This window comes from Pseudomonas putida, from assembly GCF_022627325.1.
Classification (GTDB): domain Bacteria; phylum Pseudomonadota; class Gammaproteobacteria; order Pseudomonadales; family Pseudomonadaceae; genus Aquipseudomonas; species Aquipseudomonas putida_X.
The window spans coordinates 110885-127384 of sequence record NZ_JAETZZ010000009.1; the positions used below are offsets into that span (position 1 = coordinate 110885).

The window sequence follows — 16500 nt, forward strand, 5'->3', positions numbered from 1 at the left end:
GTTGCTCAGGATCGGAGTGTTGCGTCGTACTGCCTGATAACTATGGCGCAGGTCGTTCAAGCCAACCCGGCTGACCAGGGCGGTGATCACCGTCAGCGGCCAAAGCTACGATGAATTCCACCACCTCCCGGGACAGGTTCCGCATCGGCGGGCCTATGTAAGGAGAGCTGGCAAATGTCACTGGTGTGAAGCGCTATGGCGCGCTGCCAACTTGTCATACCCATTGGGTAGCCGGTGAGCGTCCACAAAATGTCGGGTCTGCAGTTCAAGGACCATACTCATCAGGTGTCCCACAGGTTCAGCCACGCCCCATGCGACGGCAACCTTGTCGTATCGATTGAGTTGCTGCGCCTTTGCCAGCAGCCTTTCGTTCACGTTGCGCGACAGACTTTGCCATTTGGCGACCAGTTTTTTCATCTGATCGGCCTGCTCCGGTTTCATGCAGGGGAATCGGCGAAGCCGATCCACCAGATACATGAGTCGGCGCTTCCTGACGGGAGCGAGCCCAGGCGTTTTGAGGCGGTCTTCCAAGGCTTCATGCATATCTTCGTTTTTGTACCAAAACAAAAGCGCGAAGGTTTCTGCGACGGCCCTGTCAACCTTCGCCAAAGGCATTTTGGTCGCTTGCACGACCAGGTAATCCAGTTCTTGACGGACGCGCTGGTCGTGAACCGGCACATCTGGCGATGCAAACGCCCAGAGCTTTCCAAGCCGGCTATCGGGCTGAACGGTATCCAACGCCTTGGATACTGGCGTTTCCTTCAGGCTGGAAGCCTGAGGGCTACAGCCTTTGTCAGGGGGTACGGTCTTGCTCTCGCGCTTCATCGAGGATCAGCCTCAGACAGCTGGTTACGGTGCCTTTGTCACAGGGGTAGTAATCAATTGCTTCCCTAGCAAGCCTATCAAAATCATCAAGGTCAAGCTTGCCTGCCCTGATGAGCAGATGGATGTCTTCCTGGTCGCGCTCAGTAAACCGCCCCAGTTTGGAAATGGCTAGATCGATGGGATGTGCGATGAAAACCTGCATTGGAGAGGTTTCGTGCCCCGGTAGAGGGATGGCACGATCCTCATAGTCTTCATGGAGAGGGCATAGGGAATTGTTGAAGTGCTGATCAAACACTACAGATAGGTCAAGACCATCCTGTTCGTAGTCTTCGGGCGCAGCGTAAACTGCCATGATTTCTTCCTTTAGCAGATGCTCACTGGCAATCACCTCTGCATCGATATCTGCGCTGCCTCGTGCATTCGTCAGTATGTGCAGAGCACACCCCCCAAATACATAGATCTTCACAGTCCTTGGATCCCTACCGTCGAGCAAAGGCAAAGCCCGATTGAAAAGCAAGCAGACCGCCTTCGCCAGTGGCGTATTGAGATGCAACATGGAGCAGCTCCTATGGCTTGATAAGACCAAGTCTACTGAAGCAAGGCAGCTGTCAGGCATGCTTGTGAAGGCTTGATACAAAGGTCCTAGCGTTGGTCGCGGCCAATCAGGCCGTTTTGTTGACGGGCTGGATGAAATGGCATCGATGAAATGTCCCCGCCTGCGGGCTGTTAGGCTCGGCCCGGCGCACGGCTGGGGCTGACTTTTACCAATGGTCAGCGATTCGACTCGGATATGAGTGACGCGCTAGGCGTGTTTCCAGGCTTGGCACCGCATGCCAAGCGTGAGGCGTTCCAAAGTGCTAGTTAGGTGACGGGGGCTGGTCGGTGGAATGGCCTGGCCCTGGATGTTCAGATCGGTGCAGACACCTTGGTGCTGGACGCCCTCGCCCAGACGGCGCCGGATGAAATCAAGAGGATTTTCATCCTCTGGGGGCCTGAGGCATCGGATGATGCTCGACCAGGCTGCCGAAGCACTGCACGTCAGCGCACGTCGCATCAGCCGATGTAGCAGTGCTCGAGAAGCGATGCCGCGCACATTAGCGTTGGACTGTTTGTGCATGAAAACACTGGGGCAGCCTTTTATGAAACTGCGAATGGTGCGGCACCAGGAGTCGAAAATCTTTCTAATTATATGATTGTTATAGGTTTTTTATTAATCCTTAGTCGGCCTATCTCTAAGGCTATCCTTTTTGAATTGTGTTATCGCATCAGTGTTCTGGAGAGGCGCAAACCAAAAGTCGTGTCTCCCGCGCACGGCTGCGCACCTCGCTACGCTGGCGATAAAAAAATTAGAGTCGGAGTTGCGTCAACACAGCTACTGGTTTGAGCGGGCTGGCCAGTGGTTTCGGTAACTGAAAGTAGAAAATTCCGCATGCTTCCTGAGATAGTGATGACAGGTTGCCATCAGCCTGTTAGCCGGGTATGGTGACGCTGCGTGGGCGTCCCGCCTACCTGCAGCAGTCGAGTCCAACAGTCGGTGAAAATGCGTACTTCGGTATGCGCTCAGCGTTTGAGTTGAGCTAATGGGGTGGGGGGCCCCGCAGTCCCCGACCCCCGCGCTCCCGCTCTCCCGCAGGAGTATTTCAAGGTAGGTGTAGCCATGTGGTAGTGGCGGTACTCACCGACTATCGATGAAAGCAGCACTGCCACTGTCCCTATGTTATGGGGGGCGAAGCCTACATTTATCTTCAGGATGAAGTATGATAGACGCTCGCTTCGTTAATCCCATAAAACTCTCTGCAGATTCTATTTCCTCTGTCAGCTCGCTTTGCGACGTTTTAGATATCTCGCAAAAAGAACTGGGTGAAGTACTCGCGTTGTCCGGGGAGGAGAGATATTCCAGCAAGGAGATTAGTAAGGCAGGTGGAAAGTCCCGGATAGTACATAATCCGCATAAGCTCGTAAGAAAGATTCAAAGGCGGATTAATAATCGAATTTTTACTGCCGAAAACTATATCCAATGGCCATCCTACTTGTACGGCTCAGTATCCAATCAAGAGTATGACGTGGAAGATGATCAGACTTATCTGAACGGAAAGGATTACGTTTCTTGTGCTGCAAGGCACTGCCAGGCGAGCAGTATCCTAAAGCTGGATGTTCAAGATTTTTTTGATAATATTCATATTGGTTTGGTTGAGCAGGTTTTCAAGGATTTTTTGTGTTTTCCTGAACCAGTTGCAAAAGTCCTAGCAAATCTATGCTCTCGAAATGAGCACCTACTACAAGGCGCTTTGACATCTAGCTATCTAGCGTCACTGTGTCTCTGGGATGTCGAAGGAAAAGTAGCGGAGCGGCTTGGCAGAAAAGGCCTTGTTTACACTCGGCTGGTAGACGATATAACTGTCTCGTCCAAATCGATCAAAACCGACTTTACCTATGCTAAAAATATAATAATAGGTATGCTTGAGAGTAAAGATTTACCTGTAAATGAAGCTAAAACTCAGGTCCACCGTGCTAGTACCAAGCCTCTAACCGTTCATGGGCTGAGAGTAGGCTTCTCGACACCACGCCTCCCTGCAGACGAAGTTAGGCGTATCCGCGCAGCAGTGAGAAATGTCGAATCCCTAGCGGAAGAGCCTAATTATCGCGTGAAACATGCTTATCGCAAAGATTTTAATGTATGCATGGGGCGTGTGAATAAGCTCCAGCGCGTTGGGCACTCACAGTATGATGCTTTGGTTTCTCGGTTGGAAAAAGTACAGCCTCTGCCATCTAAAAGAGACATTGGTAGAGTTAGATCTATGATCGAACGCCTTAGATCGGACTATCCAAAGCGTGCTCACACTTATTGGTATCGCGTCCGATTTTACAAAGTTCACGAGCGCCTTAATATACTAAAGCGGACTTATAGGCATGAAGCATTGGATTTCAGGATTGAACTCAAAGCTCTTAAACCTCCTAAGAGCGGGCAATAGCCACCACTCATACCAAAAGCTTATTCTGTGTTTGACTTACACGGGAGTGATAGGCATAGCACTTGTGCTTGCCCTGGCGGTGCTCTTAATCTTCACGGGAAAGCTGTATTCACAAACTTCTTGTTTTACTAATGAGTGTTTTGAAAGCTTCTTTAAATCAATTAGTTCGGCAGTTGTTTTTGGGCAGATTGTAGTTGGGCTTATTGCTCTGGTCGCAACAATTGGAGCGCTATTTATTGCGCTGTTAAGCTATCTTGCAGCAGATAAGACGGCCCGCTTCACTAACTATATATCCCATCTTTCAATGTTTCAGGCATATTTCCTTAGTGAGGTGAACAAGCTTGAGCATCTCTCGGTGTCAAGCTTTGATATTCACAGGCTTTATGTTTTTATATTTAGTCGAGCCGATGAGGGGGTTATTAACCCTTCTAGTCAGTATTTTGATTTTTTGGCGGAATTAAATTCTGAAGTGACGAGGTCAAATCAAATGGCAAGCAGTGCTCAGGGGGGAAGCTTCAGGCACTTGGAGCATCAGGCTAGGCTGCGATTAGTGTTTATGAAAATTGGTTTTGACCTTCAGCTTCAACCAAAAATTAATTTTTTTGAGATCGAGGGTGACTTGTTTAAGTTGATAAATAGTATTAATGTTTCGTTTTGTCGGATGAGCGATGGGGAATTGGTTGGGAGGCTGTATAGGTAGAGCATGTGGTTGTTTTAAATATAAAGTGCTCAGCGGTCTGTATTAGGCTTGATAGCTTTGAAGTGTGGTGTGTTTGCAGGTCTGCCGTTCAATTATTATAGATGGAGTTCTACAGCCTCCGGAAATAAAAAGCAGCTGAAAAAAAACCTTCAGGTGCGTGTCTTATTTCACTTCAGAAATCGCTTTATCCCTGCGGTAGCGATTGCCGAACCCCGCTGCGCTGCATACTTAACGCTTTGCTCGAACTAGTCAACTTCACATACTGATCACTGCGAAGCGCACTATAGTCCGGTTCACACTGGAAATATGATCCTGGCCAGTACTGACAGCATCTTCACCCCGCTCAATCTAACTACGAACGTACACCGCATAATCAGCCAGAATCTGCCAATCAATTCGTCGCACATCAACGGGGAGGGGCATTGCTGTTTGTTTAATCACAACTGGTTTTCATTGTTCACCTTTCCTATTATTTGGGTTGCTACTGTAAAGCGCAAAGAAATACGGTCCCGCCAGTATACTTCCGGCTAAGTAGACTGCCCATGTGTCTAAATCAGTCAGACATTTGATTAAGCCTGCGCCGGCGCTAAACACTGTTCCGTAAAGAGTGGCTCTTGTGTACAGGTTTGAGTAGAGAATATTTGGTGATTCAAGCAAGAAGAAAGCTATCTGTTTGTCAGCAATGCTTTGCCTAATTTTATTTGCTTTCTGGATGCCGTAGCTGCAAATCAAACCAAAAACAAAGAAGAGAACAAGTAGCGCGATCGTAAACGTGCGTTCAGAAGATAATTCTATGTTAAAAAATGGAATTGTATAATTGGTTTTTCCTTCTTTGGAAATTACCATTGAGTATGCAACAGCACAAACTATTAATCCTGATACTAGCGCTCGTTGAGCCAGTGTAAGCGCTTCGTTGTAATAAGCCACCTTCAATTCTTCAATGCTCAAAGTTCATAGTCCTATGGTTGCTTGCTGGTAAAGTTTAGGTGAAAGCTCGATTTATAGTGCTCTGCGGTCTAGAGTGGCCCGCTTTAATCTAAGAATGACATTTCTATGTTTGTTAGTATTGATGTCGAGGCTGTCATTTCTCTGTGTGCCATCCGAATTCTTTAGCGTGCCACTGAAAATAGCTAGCGCTTCCGGGCCACTTGTCAACACTTCTGCCTACAATGAAATTCACGGTTTCCTCTAAGTTTTCTGGTAACTATCGTCGTGGGTTATGCAGAATTTTCCCATCCACCACATATACAAAGCCATATTCAAATAAGCTGCCGCAGCCTAATGAAAACATGAGCATGGCTATGTTTTCCAAGTCCAAGCGCCGCAGGGACATCGATATTGAGGTGGCATCCATCACATGGGTAGTGACCGCACGAGCTGCCGGACCCGAATCGTACTTGCGGGTGAACCACCGCGGGAGCGGCGTGACCTTAAAGGTTCGGATCACTTGGGGTGCTGTCATCGACAGCTCTTGCGCTTTCCGGTCTACGCTTGTGGACAATATTCGTCAAGCAGCGCGATATCAGGGATTTAGCACCTGTGGATAAAACTATCCCCGGTGGACATCAGTGGTTTTCCACAGACGTAAGATGTGCCAGCAGTTTTTTTCTTAGGTATGGTCCTTTCAAACGGGACGGCTTTGCAGCCGCATTTGAAAGGACCCGCGCGGAGGAGCTTCATGCGGTGCTGTGGGTAACTTCACAGCGAGTTGAGGTGGTGGTGCCGCGGGCTACTCGGTCCTCTTGGCACTGCGAAGGCGCGTGACGTTCTCGCCCGTCTGTTTGGCAAACTCGTGCGGGGTCACATGGTCCTCGCGGTTCGCCTCCAGAAACCGACTCCACCAGGTCATGATCATCCGGCGCTCTTCGAGGAACTAGGCCTTGTGGGTATAAGCGGCCCGTACGTTATTGCGTTCCTTGTGACTCATCTGCAGCTCGATAGCCGTCTCCGACCACAGCCCGGACTCGACCAGCGCGCTGCACGCCATGGCTCGGAACCCGTGGCCGCAGATATCCACCTTGGTGTGGTAGCCCATCGTCCTGAGTGCGGCAAACCCCGGCCCCAAATGAGGTCGAACTGATTTCAGCGGGCGAGAGAAACACGATATTTCAGGGTCAAACCGCGAAACATTTCTAATTCCGCCAGCTGCAAGCCACTGCGCTAGATTCCCTTCTCCTGGCATCCATGCCGTCCCCAATCCAGCATCTCGCCGTGGGTACACCGTTGAAAAAGTTTGCGTTTGTGAGTGCAGCTGCTGAGCGTGAATACAAAGACCTTCCCAAAGACGTTCAGGACGATTTTAGTAAAGACCTGCGACGCATCCAGTATGGCCAGGACCCAGAGCGGCCGATCAAGTCGTTGTCCGAGTCGGTAGGGGCGGGTGCGATTGAGCTCATCATCAACGGCAGCCCTGCATTCCGATGCGTGTATGTGGCCAAATTTGCAGACATGGTCGTCGTGTTGCATTCGTTCGTAAAAACGACCAACAGGTCCGACCGGCACGCGATGCAGGTCGCCGAACAGCGGATGAAGGAGTTGAAGCAAGAACTGAGAAAAATGGGATACAGGGTTTAGCTGCCAGGCCTTTGGGTGATCACGATCTGGGGCGGTGAACCTGCATCGTTTGAGGGCAGGGTCAGGGTTGTGCGAAAGCCGAGCTTGTCCAGCATGTCCATCATGGCGTCCAAGGTGAATTTCTCGATCTTGCCATTTGCAAGCTCGGATATGCGGGATTGGGTTACGTTCAGCTTGGCTGCGGCATCATGCTGTTTGAGGCCCATTTTTTTGATGCAGTCAGTGATGAAAATGGACAAGTCCATTTTCAAGGCCATTTTGCTGGCGGTATCTGCGTCGTGGGTGGCGTGGAAAGGGCTTTCGTGGAATTGAAGCGCCATTGGCTTGCCTCGACAGAAATATCTAAAATTTGCGATAAATCGTAGTGGGGATTGGTTGGCTAGTCAAAGCGTTTGTGTTGGAGGGTGTGTCTGTTTGTGAGCTGGGCTGGTGATCAGAGAATTGCTTCTGCTTGGGGTGGTTGGGGCTGCTGCGCAGCCCATCGCAGGCAAGCCAGCTCCTACACCGATCGTGGTGGCTTCAGGGCATCTGTAAGGCAGGGGATTGGGCGCTGCAGGGGGGAAAACAAAAAAGGCCCACCTTTCGGTGAGCCTTTTTTGATACTGCGTATGGTGCCGGCACCAGGAATCGAACCCGGGACCTACTGATTACAAGTCAGTTGCTCTACCATCTGAGCTATACCGGCAATGGGGCGTCATTATAACGATCGGTTGGCGCCTGTAAACCACTTCCTTGCGATTGTTTGAAAATGACCTAAGTCACCGGCCTAAAAGGAGAAATTTCCTACCAGCCGCGGTGGATGGTGTTGACGTTTGGTTCGGTCTTGGCGGGGTTGAAGAACAGCTTGTCGTTATCGCAGCCACGCTTGCGGCAGGGGCTTTCTACGCGCAGGGGCAGGCCGTTGTCGCCGCCCAGTTGCATGCCGGGGGTGTTCCAGTCCAGGTTGCTGGTGTGCTGTGGCGTGGTACCGCTGCCAGTGGCGCAGGCAGTCAGGGCCAAGGAGAAGGTCAGCAGGGCAAGGGATTTGGCGTGAGGCACGATGTCGAGGTCCGTTAGTCCATGTCGATTCTGGCGCAACGCCAGACGGTCGCGGGGCTGGAGGGCAGCGCGCGACGTAGCTTTTTAGTGATTTGGGGGCGGATCATACACCGTTGGGCCGGGCTCGCGGTGGATCTGCGTCGCATTGTGATCACTGTGTAGGCCTTCCGAGGTTAAACACGCCCCCCAAAATACGGTGGTGCTCTTTCGCTGGGAGCGCAGCTGTAAGGTATTTCTGAATCTAAAACCAAATGCTTCAGTAACGGAGCACTTGGGAATTATCCTACGAGCGCTACCGAAGCTTCACTGTTGGCGGGGAAATGCCCCAGGGATACCGTTCCTGGGTCGCCAATTATTCCTGGTGACCGGGCGTGAGAAACCCGATGTGGAGCTACTTGGCTAGCCTGTTATGGCGGTCGTACGCGGGCAGACTTCGGTCTGGCCGAGCTTTGTAGCTCCCTCGGTTTTCTCACCCCGCGTATGACTGCCACCTAGATCTGTGAGAAAGATCCGCGTGGCAGATTCCCAGTCAACGGAGCTGCTGCCATGAAGAAAATCGTTCCAGACCCACCTCGCCCTCTCATCACCACCCCGTACTTCACCATCCACAGCGACATTTCCCCAACCGACGCCATCGCGCACGCCGGCGAGCTCCTGCGTGCCGTAGTCGAAACCCTCGACGACCACTGCCGTGACCACGCCGGCGAGCCCGGCCTGAACCTGCTGGCAAACGCCAACCACGCGGCCTACTCAGCCTATGTACTGATCCAGCATGCCAAGCGGAGCTGGGACGATACGCAGAATGGGGAGTCGTTCACATGAGCCTTGAAACAAAGCCCCTCACCACAGCCGGTGTCGAAACGTTTCTCGAAGTCGGCAACCCGCCCGTGAAGCTCTTGCGCGTACAACCCGGCATCCCTGTAGACCACGCCTATGAACAGGTTTCGATATTGCTGGGCTACATCAAACACCTGGTGCGCGAAGGCGATATGGAAGATGACCACAAGCTGTTGGGCGCCGCCGATTACCTCAGCGTATTGGCCAAGGCGTTGATGAACGATATCGAGATGGCCAAGAACAAACTGCACTGACTTGGAACGCACCCGTGGGCCCGGCAAGCCGGCGCCCACAATCAGGCAGTAGCCGCACCAATCCAGCGCTATTTGCCTAATCGAATATTTGTTTATGCACAAGAGGCATCAGCCCCATTCGCGAAAGGCGTGCCGATCCCATGCACCGCTGGTCTTTGCGCAAAGGCCTGTTTTTACTGGGGTTGCAGCTGCAGCGGGAATAAGCCGAACGGTTGAAATAACGCTTGGATCCAACCATTCATCACAAGCTTGTTCACAGACTTATCCACAGGTTGTGCCGTGCTAATGGTCGCGCTCGGCAAGCAGCAACAGATTGCGTGGGGTGAGTGGATAATCGCAGAACGTGCCCAGGCGTACGGCGTAGCCTTGCGCTTCTAGAAACAGGGCGCGGTCGAGTACCAGCCACATTTCCAATGGCCTTCTGAACAGGTTGCGTACCCGTTCCAGGTTGCGCACCTGGGCAAGGCGTTGCCAGCCCTCGGCTTCCAAGGCATCCCAGTCGGGGTTGATGGTCAGGTCCAGCTCACGCAGGGCGGCCAGATCGCGGCAGTACTGCTCGAAGGGTTTGGCCAACCAGGCCACCGGCAATGACGGTGTGGGCAGGTACTCATCACACTGGCGCTGGCGGCGCTGCAGCAGGTCGAAGCCAAGGCGCCTGGCCATCGAGCAGTCGCGCTGGTGGCGAACCCGGGCGCCGGCGGTGACGGTCTCGCTTAGAGGCAGGCCCAGGTCCAGCAGCGAGAGTTGCAGCGACGAGTGCTGCGCAGCGGTGGATAACGGCTGGTAGTGCTCGCCCTGGATGCGGTTGTAGCAGCAGGGCGCCACGGCAAGATGGCGGCAGCCTTGCTCACTGGCCACACGCAGCAAGTGCACATGCAGGTCGCCGCAGGCATGCAGGGCGACCACGCTCTTGTCGCTGCCCAGGTGGCGGCAGCTGTCCGCTGCCATCACATCCTGGTGCACATGGGTGGCCGGTAGCTGGTGGTGGTCACTCAGCGCTTGGCCGGCGGTGACCAGTTGGGCGTCGTACTCCAGGCAGGTCAGCTGCTGGCCGGGCTGCAGCAGGCGGCGGCCGAGGTAGCCTTTGCCTGAGCACCAGTCCAGCCAGTGCTGGGTCTGCGTGTGGAAGCTCAGGCGGCGGCTGAAGGCCTCGATCTGCTGCCACTTACGGCCTGGGACATTGACGTCCAGGCGGTGTGCGGCGGGCGGCAGGCCGATGTCAGGCAGCTCGCCCAGGGCGCTCAGCCGTTGGGCTTGTTGGGCAAGGTGTGGAAACGGTGCGGGCACGCCTTGCGGGTCGAGGGCGGCTTCGGCATCGCTCAGGCTGCATTGGCGCAGGTGGGCGGACAGTACGGGGTGTTCGGCTTCCCAGGGCAGGCGCAGGGTGGTGAACGGCCTGGGTTTCCACAGCGGCTGGTGCTCGGTCAGGAACTGGTCGAGGGCCAGGAAGCGGTCGCGTAGTTGGTGGCTGTGGAGAAAAGGGGGCATGGCGCTAGGCATTGGTTAAGGTGAAGGGCCCACCGCCGTCAAACCGGCGTGACGGCGGTGGGTAGCAGAGCAGCCCGGTGGTCGTTAACGCCCTTGGCAGGCATCCACCCGCAACCAGCGTTCCAGCAGCTTGAAACCTTGCACCAGCAGGAACGAGATCACCAGGTAGAACACCCCGGCAGCGAAGAAGATCTCCACCGGCAGGTAGGTACGGGCAATGATGGTCCGTGCCATGCCGGTCAGCTCCAGCAGGGTCACCGTACTGGCCAGGGCGCTGGCCTTGAGCATCAGGATCACTTCGTTGCTGTAGGCCGGCAGGCCGATCCGCGCAGCGCGGGGCAGCATGATGTAGAACAGCGTCTTGCCACGGGACATGCCCAGCGCCCGCGCCGCTTCAATTTCACCCTTGGGGATCGACTGCAGCGCGCCGCGCAGGATCTCGGCGATATACGCAGCAGTGTGCAGGGTCATGGTCAGCACCGTGCACCAGAACGGATCGCGCAGGTAGGGCCAGAGGCTGCTCGAGCGCACCGCGTCGAACTGCGCCAGGCCGTAATAGACCAGGAACAGCTGCACCAGCAGCGGTGTACCGCGGAAGAAGAAGATGTAGCTGAAGGGCAGGGCGCGCACGTACCAGTGCCGCGACGAGCGGGCGATACCCAGCGGTATCGCCAGGATCAGCCCGGCAACGACCGCGATGGCTACCAGCTCCAGGGTCAGGGTGGCACCCTGGGCCAGGCGCGGCAGCCACTTGATGATCACTTCCCAGTTCATTGTTCGGCCCTCGCAAAGCCGCGAGCGGCGCGTTTTTCCATGAAGTGCATGCCGGTCATGGCGACCACGGTCAGGCCCAGGTAGATGCAGGCTGCGACCATGTAGAAGGTGAACGGCTCCTTGGTCACGGTCACGCCGATCTGCGCGTGGCGCATGATTTCTTCAAGGCCGATCACCGATACCAGGGCGGTGTCCTTCATCAGGATCATGAACAGGTTGCCAAGGCCCGGCAGGGCGATGCGCCACATTTGCGGGAGGATGATCCGCGAAAGGATGCGCCCTTTGGAAAGGCCCAGCGCCAGGCCCGCTTCACGGTGGCCCTTGGGGATCGCCAGGATGGCGCCACGGAATACCTCAGTGGCGTAGGCACCGAAGCACAGGCCCAGGGCGATCACGCCGGCGGCGAAGGCACTGAGTTCCAGGCCGGGCATGTTGAGGGCTTCGCCGAGGCTGTTCATCAGGCCGACGGTGCCGAAATAGATAAGCAGGACCCAGAGCAGTTCGGGCACGCCGCGAACCAGGGTCGAGTAGAAGCCGCCAAGCCATTGCAGGGGCTTGAGCGGGGAGGTCTTGGCCAGGGCGCCGAGCAGGCCCAGGACCAGCCCCAGCAGCAGGGCGCAAAGCGCCAGTTTTACGGTCATCAGGGTGCCAGCCGCCAGGGCCGGACCGAATCCGTGCAGGTCGATATTCATGGGCAGGGTCGTTCTAGGGACCGGCGCGCCGCAAGGGCGCGCTGGTCGGGGCGAATCATTCGATGCTGAATGGGAAGTACTTGTCGTTGATCTTCTTGTACGTTCCGTCAGCCTTGATTTCTGCCAGGGCCTTGTTCAGCTTCTCGCGCAGCGGGTCGCCCTTGCGTACGGCGATGCCGATCTTGTCGCTGTCGACCACAGGCTCGCCTTTGAACTCGAAGTTCATGCCGTCCTTGCTCTTGAGCCACTCGTACTGCACGTACTTGTCGGCCAGGATGCCGTCCACTCGGCCAGAGATCAGGTCGAGGTAGGCGTTTTCCTGGGTGTCGTACAGCTTGATGTCGATATCGCTGCCGTAGGTGTCTTCCAGCCAGGTGCCGGCCAGCGTGGCGCGCTGAGTGCCGATGATCTTACCTTTGAGGTAGGACGCATCGGTCTTGAAGTCGACGTTCTTCGGCGCGATGAACTGCAGCTTGTTGGAGTAGTACGGGTCGGTGAAGTCGACGGCCTGCTTGCGCTCGTCGGTGATCGACAGCGACGACACCAGGAAGTCGAACTTCTTGGCGTTGAGGGCCGGGATGATGCCGTCCCAGTCGGAGGTGACGACCGAGCACTCGACTTTCATCTTGGCGCACAGGGCGTCGCCGATGTCTTTGTCGAAGCCGACCACGTTACCGCTGGCGTCCTTGTTGTTGAACGGCGGGTAGGCCGCTTCGATACCCATGCGCAGTTTTTCTGCAGCCATGGCGTTGGCCGAAAACACCAGCGTGGCGGCAGCTGCCAGGAGGAATTTCTTGTAAGTCTGCATGTGTTGCTCCGTTAGCGGTGGCTGGACATGAATTGCTTGCAACGCGCCGAGGTCGGGTTTTCGAAGACCTGCTGCGGCGATCCTTGCTCTTCAACCAGGCCCTGGTGCAGGAAAACCACTTCACTGGACACCTGGCGGGCAAAGTTCATCTCGTGCGTCACCAGCAGCATGGTACGGCCTTCTTCGGCCAATGCGCGGATAACGTTAAGCACTTCCTGGACCATTTCCGGATCGAGCGCCGAGGTGGGCTCATCGAACAGGATGACTTTAGGCCGCATGGCCAGGGTGCGGGCGATAGCAGCACGCTGCTGCTGGCCACCGGAAAGCTGGGCGGGGTAGCTGTGGCGTTTGTCGTAGATGCCGACCTTGTTCAGCAGTGCTTCGGCCGCTTCGGTGGCTTCGGCCTTGCTCTGGCCGAGTACCCGGCGTGGCGCCTCGATGATGTTGTCGAGGATCGACATGTGCGGCCACAGGTTGAAATTCTGGAAGACGAAGCCGATTTCGCTGCGCAGGCGGTTGATCTGGCGGTTGTCGGCAGCGATCAGGTCGCCGTTCTTGGCGGCCTTGAGCTTGAGAGCCTCACCGGCAACCAGGATTTCGCCCTGGTGCGGGTTTTCCAGCAGGTTGATGCAGCGCAGCAGGGTGGACTTGCCGGAGCCGGACGATCCCAGAATGGAGATCACGTCACCGTCACGCGCGGTCAGCGAAATGCCCTTGAGAATTTCCTGGTCGCCGTAGCGTTTGTGCAGGTTGCGGATTTCCAGCGCGGGCGTGGCCTGGGCCATGTGCGGTCCTCATGTGTTCGGGTGCGTTCCCAGCTGTTGGCGGCCTTCCTGGCGTGCGCCAAGCTAGCATAGCGGCATCAGGGCGGCCAACAGGGTCGCAAGGGGCTTTGGGCAATGCTGGGGCAGTTTGTCGCATCGCTGCAGTGCAACGTCGCGCAGATGTCCGCGAGGGTCTCGCCCAGCGCCGTAGCCTTGATGAAAAAAGGCGCGATGGTGCCAGCTTTGGGCGGCACTGGGAAGCGCTTTTGGGCCGTTTGCGGCTAAAGGTGCTGTCGCTGGCGAGCATTCGGGGCTACCCAACGATAGGCCAACCGCAGCAAAGGGTTGTACCGCAGGGTTGCACTTTTTTGCATTGCAACGGTGCAAAGGTGTTACCGAGGAGCACCTTTGGTGCGATTGTAAGTGGGTATTTCTGTAATCTTACCCTTCCTGCCGCTTTTGATGGCCTTTCGGTCAGGCCTTGGCCGAATGGCCTGCAGGCCGCTCGCTTTGCGGCCTGCCAGCTTCATATGACGAATGTGCCGGGCAGGTGGCCCGCTTATTGCCCTATGCAAACCGCCGATTGCAGTGACGCCTAAATCAACCCCGGGCGCGCTTTAACCCACAGTCGGGTGGTCCACTCCTTACAAAGGTAGTTTTATGAGCGGTAACAATTCCAATGACCTCGCTCAGGGGCTCAAACAACGGCATGTGACCATGCTGTCCATTGCTGGCGTTATCGGCGCCGGCCTGTTCGTCGGCTCCGGCCACGCCATCGCTGCTGCAGGCCCTGCCGTGCTGCTGGCCTATGCCGCTGCGGGCACCCTGGTGGTGCTGGTGATGCGCATGCTGGGTGAAATGGCGATCGCCTCGCCGGATACCGGTTCCTTCTCCACTTATGCCGACCGCGCGATTGGCCGCTGGGCCGGTTTCACCATCGGCTGGCTGTACTGGTGGTTCTGGGTGCTGGTGATCCCGCTGGAGGCCAACGCCGCCGCCGCAATCCTGCATGCCTGGTTCCCGGCCGTTGACCTCTGGGCCTTCTCCCTTTTGATCACCTTGGCGCTGACCCTGACCAACCTGTGCAGTGTGAAGAACTACGGTGAGTTCGAGTTCTGGTTCGCCCTGCTCAAGGTGCTGGCGATCATTGGCTTCATCGTTGTGGGCTGTATCGCCATGTTCGGCCTGATGCCGAGCAGCCAGGTCAGCGGTGCCAGCCACCTGTTCGACACTCAGGGCTTCATGCCCAATGGCCTGGGCGCTGTGCTGGCGGCCATGCTGACCACCATGTTCTCGTTCATGGGTACCGAGATCGTCACCATCGCTGCTGCCGAATCCAAAGACCCGGGCAAGCAGATCAGCCGTGCCACCAACTCGGTGATCTGGCGTATCTGCCTGTTCTATCTGGTGTCGATCTTCCTGGTGGTGGCCCTGGTGCCGTGGAACGATCCGGCGCTGGCCGAGGCCGGTTCCTACCAGACCGTGCTGAGCCGCATCGGCGTGCCGAATGCCAAGCTGATCGTCGACATCGTGGTGCTGATCGCTGTAACCAGCTGCTTGAACTCGGCGCTGTACACCTCCTCACGCATGCTGTTCTCGTTGAGCAAGCGCGGTGATGCTCCGGCCATCGCCCAGCGCACCACCAAGGCGGCGACCCCGCATGTGGCCGTGTTGCTGTCCACCGCGGCGGCGTTCCTGTGTGTGTTCGCCAACTACGTGGCGCCTGCCCAGGTGTTCGAGTTCCTGCTGGCGAGCTCCGGCGCCATCGCGCTGCTGGTTTACCTGGTGATCGCCGTTTCGCAGCTGCGCATGCGTAGCCAGCGTGAAGCGCGTGGTGAAAAGATCGTCTTCAAGATGTGGCTGTTCCCGGGGCTGACCTGGGCGAGCATTGTCTTCATCGTTGCCGTGCTGGTGGTGATGGCGCTGCGTGAGGATCACCGAGCGGAGATCATTGCGACTGCACTGCTGAGTATTGGTGTTGTGGCGGCTGGCTTGCTGGTGCAACGCAAGCGGCAGGTTGCCGGGCGGGTGGCGCTGGATCACTGATCCGCGCTGGCTTCAAGGCAAAGGCCGCGCCCTGCGAGGGGTGCGGCCTTTTTTGTGTGCCTGGGCTGGCCCTATCGCCGGCAAGCCGGCTCCTACATGGACTGCGCCGGCTTTTAGCAATTGGGTAAGACAGTTGTTTCCACAGGGTTAGGCAGCGCAGCACAGACGGTGGCGCAAAAAGCTCACCGGCAAGGGCATCGAATTTGCGCTGCCAGGGCCGGTGAGCATTCAGCCGAACTGTTTCTGCTGCTGTTGCTGCTTGGCCACCAGTTCGGAAGCGGCGATATAGGCTTCCTGGAACTCGTCGCTCTCCAGCCAGGCCATGGTGGTGTCTTCGTCGGCGCCATCTAGCCAGGTGCGATAAGCGTTGAACACCAGCACGATGTAGTCGGTGGCGTGCTCTTCCTTGTGGCCCTTGAGCACCAGTGCCAGCAGCGGGTCCACCAGGAACACCGAGATCATCGAAACCAGGCTGGTCTCCTGGGCGGCCTTCATCTTCACGAACAGCTCTTTGTAGCTGTCGGTTTCCATGGCCTTGTTGAACACCTGCTCGACACTGGCGCTGTCACCGGCGCTGGGTTTCACGGCCTGGCCGCTGCGCACCATGCGGTTTTGCTTGGCCTTGCTGGCGGCGCGTTTGGCGCGTTTCTGTTGCTTGGTAGTGGTGGCCATGGGGCGGGAAATCCTTGGGGGCGAAAATGTGCGTATTGAAGCCTAATTGCCCGGGA

General features: G+C 56.1%; 18 protein-coding genes, 1 tRNA gene and 2 pseudogenes. 7 read left to right on the plus strand and 14 right to left on the minus strand.

Going from position 1 to position 16500, the window contains the following annotated elements; genetic code table 11:
* Positions 1–177: 177 nt before the first annotated feature.
* Together JNA92_RS15635 and JNA92_RS15640 are read right to left on the minus strand one after the other, a co-directional pair.
* Positions 178–825: a hypothetical protein gene (locus JNA92_RS15635; RefSeq protein WP_241805556.1), complete on the minus strand. Its 648-nt coding sequence runs from the start codon at positions 823–825 to the stop codon at positions 178–180.
* Entirely contained in the window at positions 794–1381 is a 588-nt protein-coding gene (locus tag JNA92_RS15640; protein WP_241805558.1) for a DUF6036 family nucleotidyltransferase, read from the minus strand. Before JNA92_RS15640 ends, JNA92_RS15635 begins: the two co-directional genes overlap by 32 nt.
* A gap of 136 nt (positions 1382–1517) precedes the next feature.
* Here JNA92_RS15640 and JNA92_RS15645 point away from each other — a divergent pair.
* From JNA92_RS15645 to JNA92_RS15655, 3 genes and pseudogenes are all read left to right on the plus strand, one after another.
* A pseudogene (locus JNA92_RS15645) lies at positions 1518–2018 on the plus strand (DUF2442 domain-containing protein).
* Between the two features lie 564 nt (positions 2019–2582).
* Positions 2583–3797 carry a reverse transcriptase family protein gene (locus JNA92_RS15650; protein WP_241805559.1) on the plus strand — a complete coding sequence of 405 codons (1215 nt, stop codon included), beginning with the start codon at positions 2583–2585 and terminating at the stop codon, positions 3795–3797.
* The gene (locus JNA92_RS15655) at positions 3736–4497 is read left to right on the plus strand and encodes a retron Ec48 family effector membrane protein (RefSeq protein WP_241805560.1); all 762 of its coding nucleotides are present in this window, start codon (positions 3736–3738) and stop codon (positions 4495–4497) included. Before JNA92_RS15650 ends, JNA92_RS15655 begins: the two co-directional genes overlap by 62 nt.
* Before the next feature lie 450 nt (positions 4498–4947).
* Here the strand turns inward: JNA92_RS15655 and JNA92_RS15665 are convergent, their stop codons facing one another.
* From JNA92_RS15665 to JNA92_RS15675, 3 genes and pseudogenes are all read right to left on the minus strand, one after another.
* Positions 4948–5445: a hypothetical protein gene (locus JNA92_RS15665; protein WP_241805563.1), complete on the minus strand. Its 498-nt coding sequence runs from the start codon at positions 5443–5445 to the stop codon at positions 4948–4950.
* A 256-nt stretch (positions 5446–5701) separates the two neighbouring features.
* Entirely contained in the window at positions 5702–5959 is a 258-nt protein-coding gene (locus tag JNA92_RS15670; RefSeq protein WP_241805566.1) for a hypothetical protein, read from the minus strand.
* 267 nt (positions 5960–6226) lie between these two features.
* Positions 6227–6547: pseudogene (locus JNA92_RS15675) on the minus strand (tyrosine-type recombinase/integrase); the annotation flags it as partial.
* Between the two features lie 173 nt (positions 6548–6720).
* On the opposite strand from JNA92_RS15675, the gene JNA92_RS15680 reads away from it, so the two are divergent.
* On the plus strand, positions 6721–7071 hold the full coding sequence (locus tag JNA92_RS15680; RefSeq protein ID WP_241805703.1) for a type II toxin-antitoxin system RelE/ParE family toxin: 351 nt from the start codon (positions 6721–6723) through the stop codon (positions 7069–7071).
* Here JNA92_RS15680 and JNA92_RS15685 read toward each other — a convergent pair.
* The 3 genes from JNA92_RS15685 to JNA92_RS15695 all read right to left on the minus strand — a co-directional run bounded on the left by JNA92_RS15685 (position 7068) and on the right by JNA92_RS15695 (position 8109).
* Positions 7068–7391, minus strand: coding sequence for a helix-turn-helix domain-containing protein (locus JNA92_RS15685; RefSeq protein WP_241805567.1), 324 nt, complete (start codon positions 7389–7391; stop codon positions 7068–7070). The two genes, JNA92_RS15680 and JNA92_RS15685, sit on opposite strands and share 4 nt — an antisense overlap.
* Before the next feature lie 289 nt (positions 7392–7680).
* Positions 7681–7756: transfer RNA gene (locus JNA92_RS15690), tRNA-Thr, on the minus strand.
* 98 nt (positions 7757–7854) lie between these two features.
* Complete coding sequence (locus JNA92_RS15695; protein ID WP_241805568.1) at positions 7855–8109, minus strand: hypothetical protein; 255 nt, start codon at positions 8107–8109, stop codon at positions 7855–7857.
* Between the two features lie 546 nt (positions 8110–8655).
* On the opposite strand from JNA92_RS15695, the gene JNA92_RS15700 reads away from it, so the two are divergent.
* Together JNA92_RS15700 and JNA92_RS15705 are read left to right on the plus strand one after the other, a co-directional pair.
* A complete protein-coding gene (locus JNA92_RS15700; protein ID WP_241805569.1) occupies positions 8656–8931 on the plus strand; it encodes a hypothetical protein in 276 nt (91 codons plus the stop codon).
* Positions 8928–9200 (plus strand): DUF3077 domain-containing protein, encoded by a 273-nt coding sequence (locus JNA92_RS15705; protein ID WP_241805570.1) that lies wholly within the window; start codon positions 8928–8930, stop codon positions 9198–9200. Before JNA92_RS15700 ends, JNA92_RS15705 begins: the two co-directional genes overlap by 4 nt.
* A 282-nt stretch (positions 9201–9482) precedes the next feature.
* Here the strand turns inward: JNA92_RS15705 and JNA92_RS15710 are convergent, their stop codons facing one another.
* From JNA92_RS15710 to JNA92_RS15730, 5 genes are all read right to left on the minus strand, one after another.
* Positions 9483–10688, minus strand: a complete 1206-nt coding sequence (locus JNA92_RS15710) for a methyltransferase (RefSeq protein WP_241805571.1) — start codon at positions 10686–10688, stop codon at positions 9483–9485.
* Positions 10689–10772: 84 nt separating this feature from the next.
* The gene (locus tag JNA92_RS15715) at positions 10773–11462 is read right to left on the minus strand and encodes an ABC transporter permease (protein ID WP_012316687.1); all 690 of its coding nucleotides are present in this window, start codon (positions 11460–11462) and stop codon (positions 10773–10775) included.
* Complete coding sequence (locus JNA92_RS15720; RefSeq protein WP_241805573.1) at positions 11459–12154, minus strand: ABC transporter permease; 696 nt, start codon at positions 12152–12154, stop codon at positions 11459–11461. Before JNA92_RS15720 ends, JNA92_RS15715 begins: the two co-directional genes overlap by 4 nt.
* Positions 12155–12209: 55 nt before the next feature.
* Positions 12210–12962 (minus strand): ABC transporter substrate-binding protein, encoded by a 753-nt coding sequence (locus tag JNA92_RS15725; protein WP_115273105.1) that lies wholly within the window; start codon positions 12960–12962, stop codon positions 12210–12212.
* Between the two features lie 11 nt (positions 12963–12973).
* On the minus strand, positions 12974–13747 hold the full coding sequence (locus JNA92_RS15730) for an ABC transporter ATP-binding protein (protein WP_012316684.1): 774 nt from the start codon (positions 13745–13747) through the stop codon (positions 12974–12976).
* A gap of 639 nt (positions 13748–14386) precedes the next feature.
* Between JNA92_RS15730 and gabP the strand changes: the two genes are divergently transcribed.
* Positions 14387–15772: a GABA permease gene (gene gabP, locus JNA92_RS15735; protein WP_241805574.1), complete on the plus strand. Its 1386-nt coding sequence runs from the start codon at positions 14387–14389 to the stop codon at positions 15770–15772.
* 228 nt (positions 15773–16000) lie between these two features.
* Here gabP and JNA92_RS15740 read toward each other — a convergent pair whose 3' ends face one another.
* Complete coding sequence (locus JNA92_RS15740) at positions 16001–16444, minus strand: hypothetical protein (protein WP_241805575.1); 444 nt, start codon at positions 16442–16444, stop codon at positions 16001–16003.
* Positions 16445–16500 lie beyond the last annotated feature (56 nt).

Bases quoted from the DNA above. Each gene is read 5' to 3' on its own strand.
- JNA92_RS15635 (WP_241805556.1), bottom strand. From the start codon at position 825: ATGAAGCGCGAGAGCAAGACCGTACCCCCTGACAAAGGCTGTAGCCCT.
- JNA92_RS15640 (WP_241805558.1), bottom strand. From the start codon at position 1,381: ATGTTGCATCTCAATACGCCACTGGCGAAGGCGGTCTGCTTGCTTTTC.
- JNA92_RS15650 (WP_241805559.1), top strand. From the start codon at position 2,583: ATGATAGACGCTCGCTTCGTTAATCCCATAAAACTCTCTGCAGATTCT.
- JNA92_RS15655 (WP_241805560.1), top strand. From the start codon at position 3,736: ATGAAGCATTGGATTTCAGGATTGAACTCAAAGCTCTTAAACCTCCTA.
- JNA92_RS15670 (WP_241805566.1), bottom strand. From the start codon at position 5,959: ATGACAGCACCCCAAGTGATCCGAACCTTTAAGGTCACGCCGCTCCCG.
- JNA92_RS15685 (WP_241805567.1), bottom strand. From the start codon at position 7,391: ATGGCGCTTCAATTCCACGAAAGCCCTTTCCACGCCACCCACGACGCA.
- JNA92_RS15700 (WP_241805569.1), top strand. From the start codon at position 8,656: ATGAAGAAAATCGTTCCAGACCCACCTCGCCCTCTCATCACCACCCCG.
- JNA92_RS15705 (WP_241805570.1), top strand. From the start codon at position 8,928: ATGAGCCTTGAAACAAAGCCCCTCACCACAGCCGGTGTCGAAACGTTT.
- JNA92_RS15710 (WP_241805571.1), bottom strand. From the start codon at position 10,688: ATGCCCCCTTTTCTCCACAGCCACCAACTACGCGACCGCTTCCTGGCC.
- JNA92_RS15715 (WP_012316687.1), bottom strand. From the start codon at position 11,462: ATGAACTGGGAAGTGATCATCAAGTGGCTGCCGCGCCTGGCCCAGGGT.
- JNA92_RS15720 (WP_241805573.1), bottom strand. From the start codon at position 12,154: ATGAATATCGACCTGCACGGATTCGGTCCGGCCCTGGCGGCTGGCACC.
- JNA92_RS15725 (WP_115273105.1), bottom strand. From the start codon at position 12,962: ATGCAGACTTACAAGAAATTCCTCCTGGCAGCTGCCGCCACGCTGGTG.
- JNA92_RS15730 (WP_012316684.1), bottom strand. From the start codon at position 13,747: ATGGCCCAGGCCACGCCCGCGCTGGAAATCCGCAACCTGCACAAACGC.
- gabP (WP_241805574.1), top strand. From the start codon at position 14,387: ATGAGCGGTAACAATTCCAATGACCTCGCTCAGGGGCTCAAACAACGG.
- JNA92_RS15740 (WP_241805575.1), bottom strand. From the start codon at position 16,444: ATGGCCACCACTACCAAGCAACAGAAACGCGCCAAACGCGCCGCCAGC.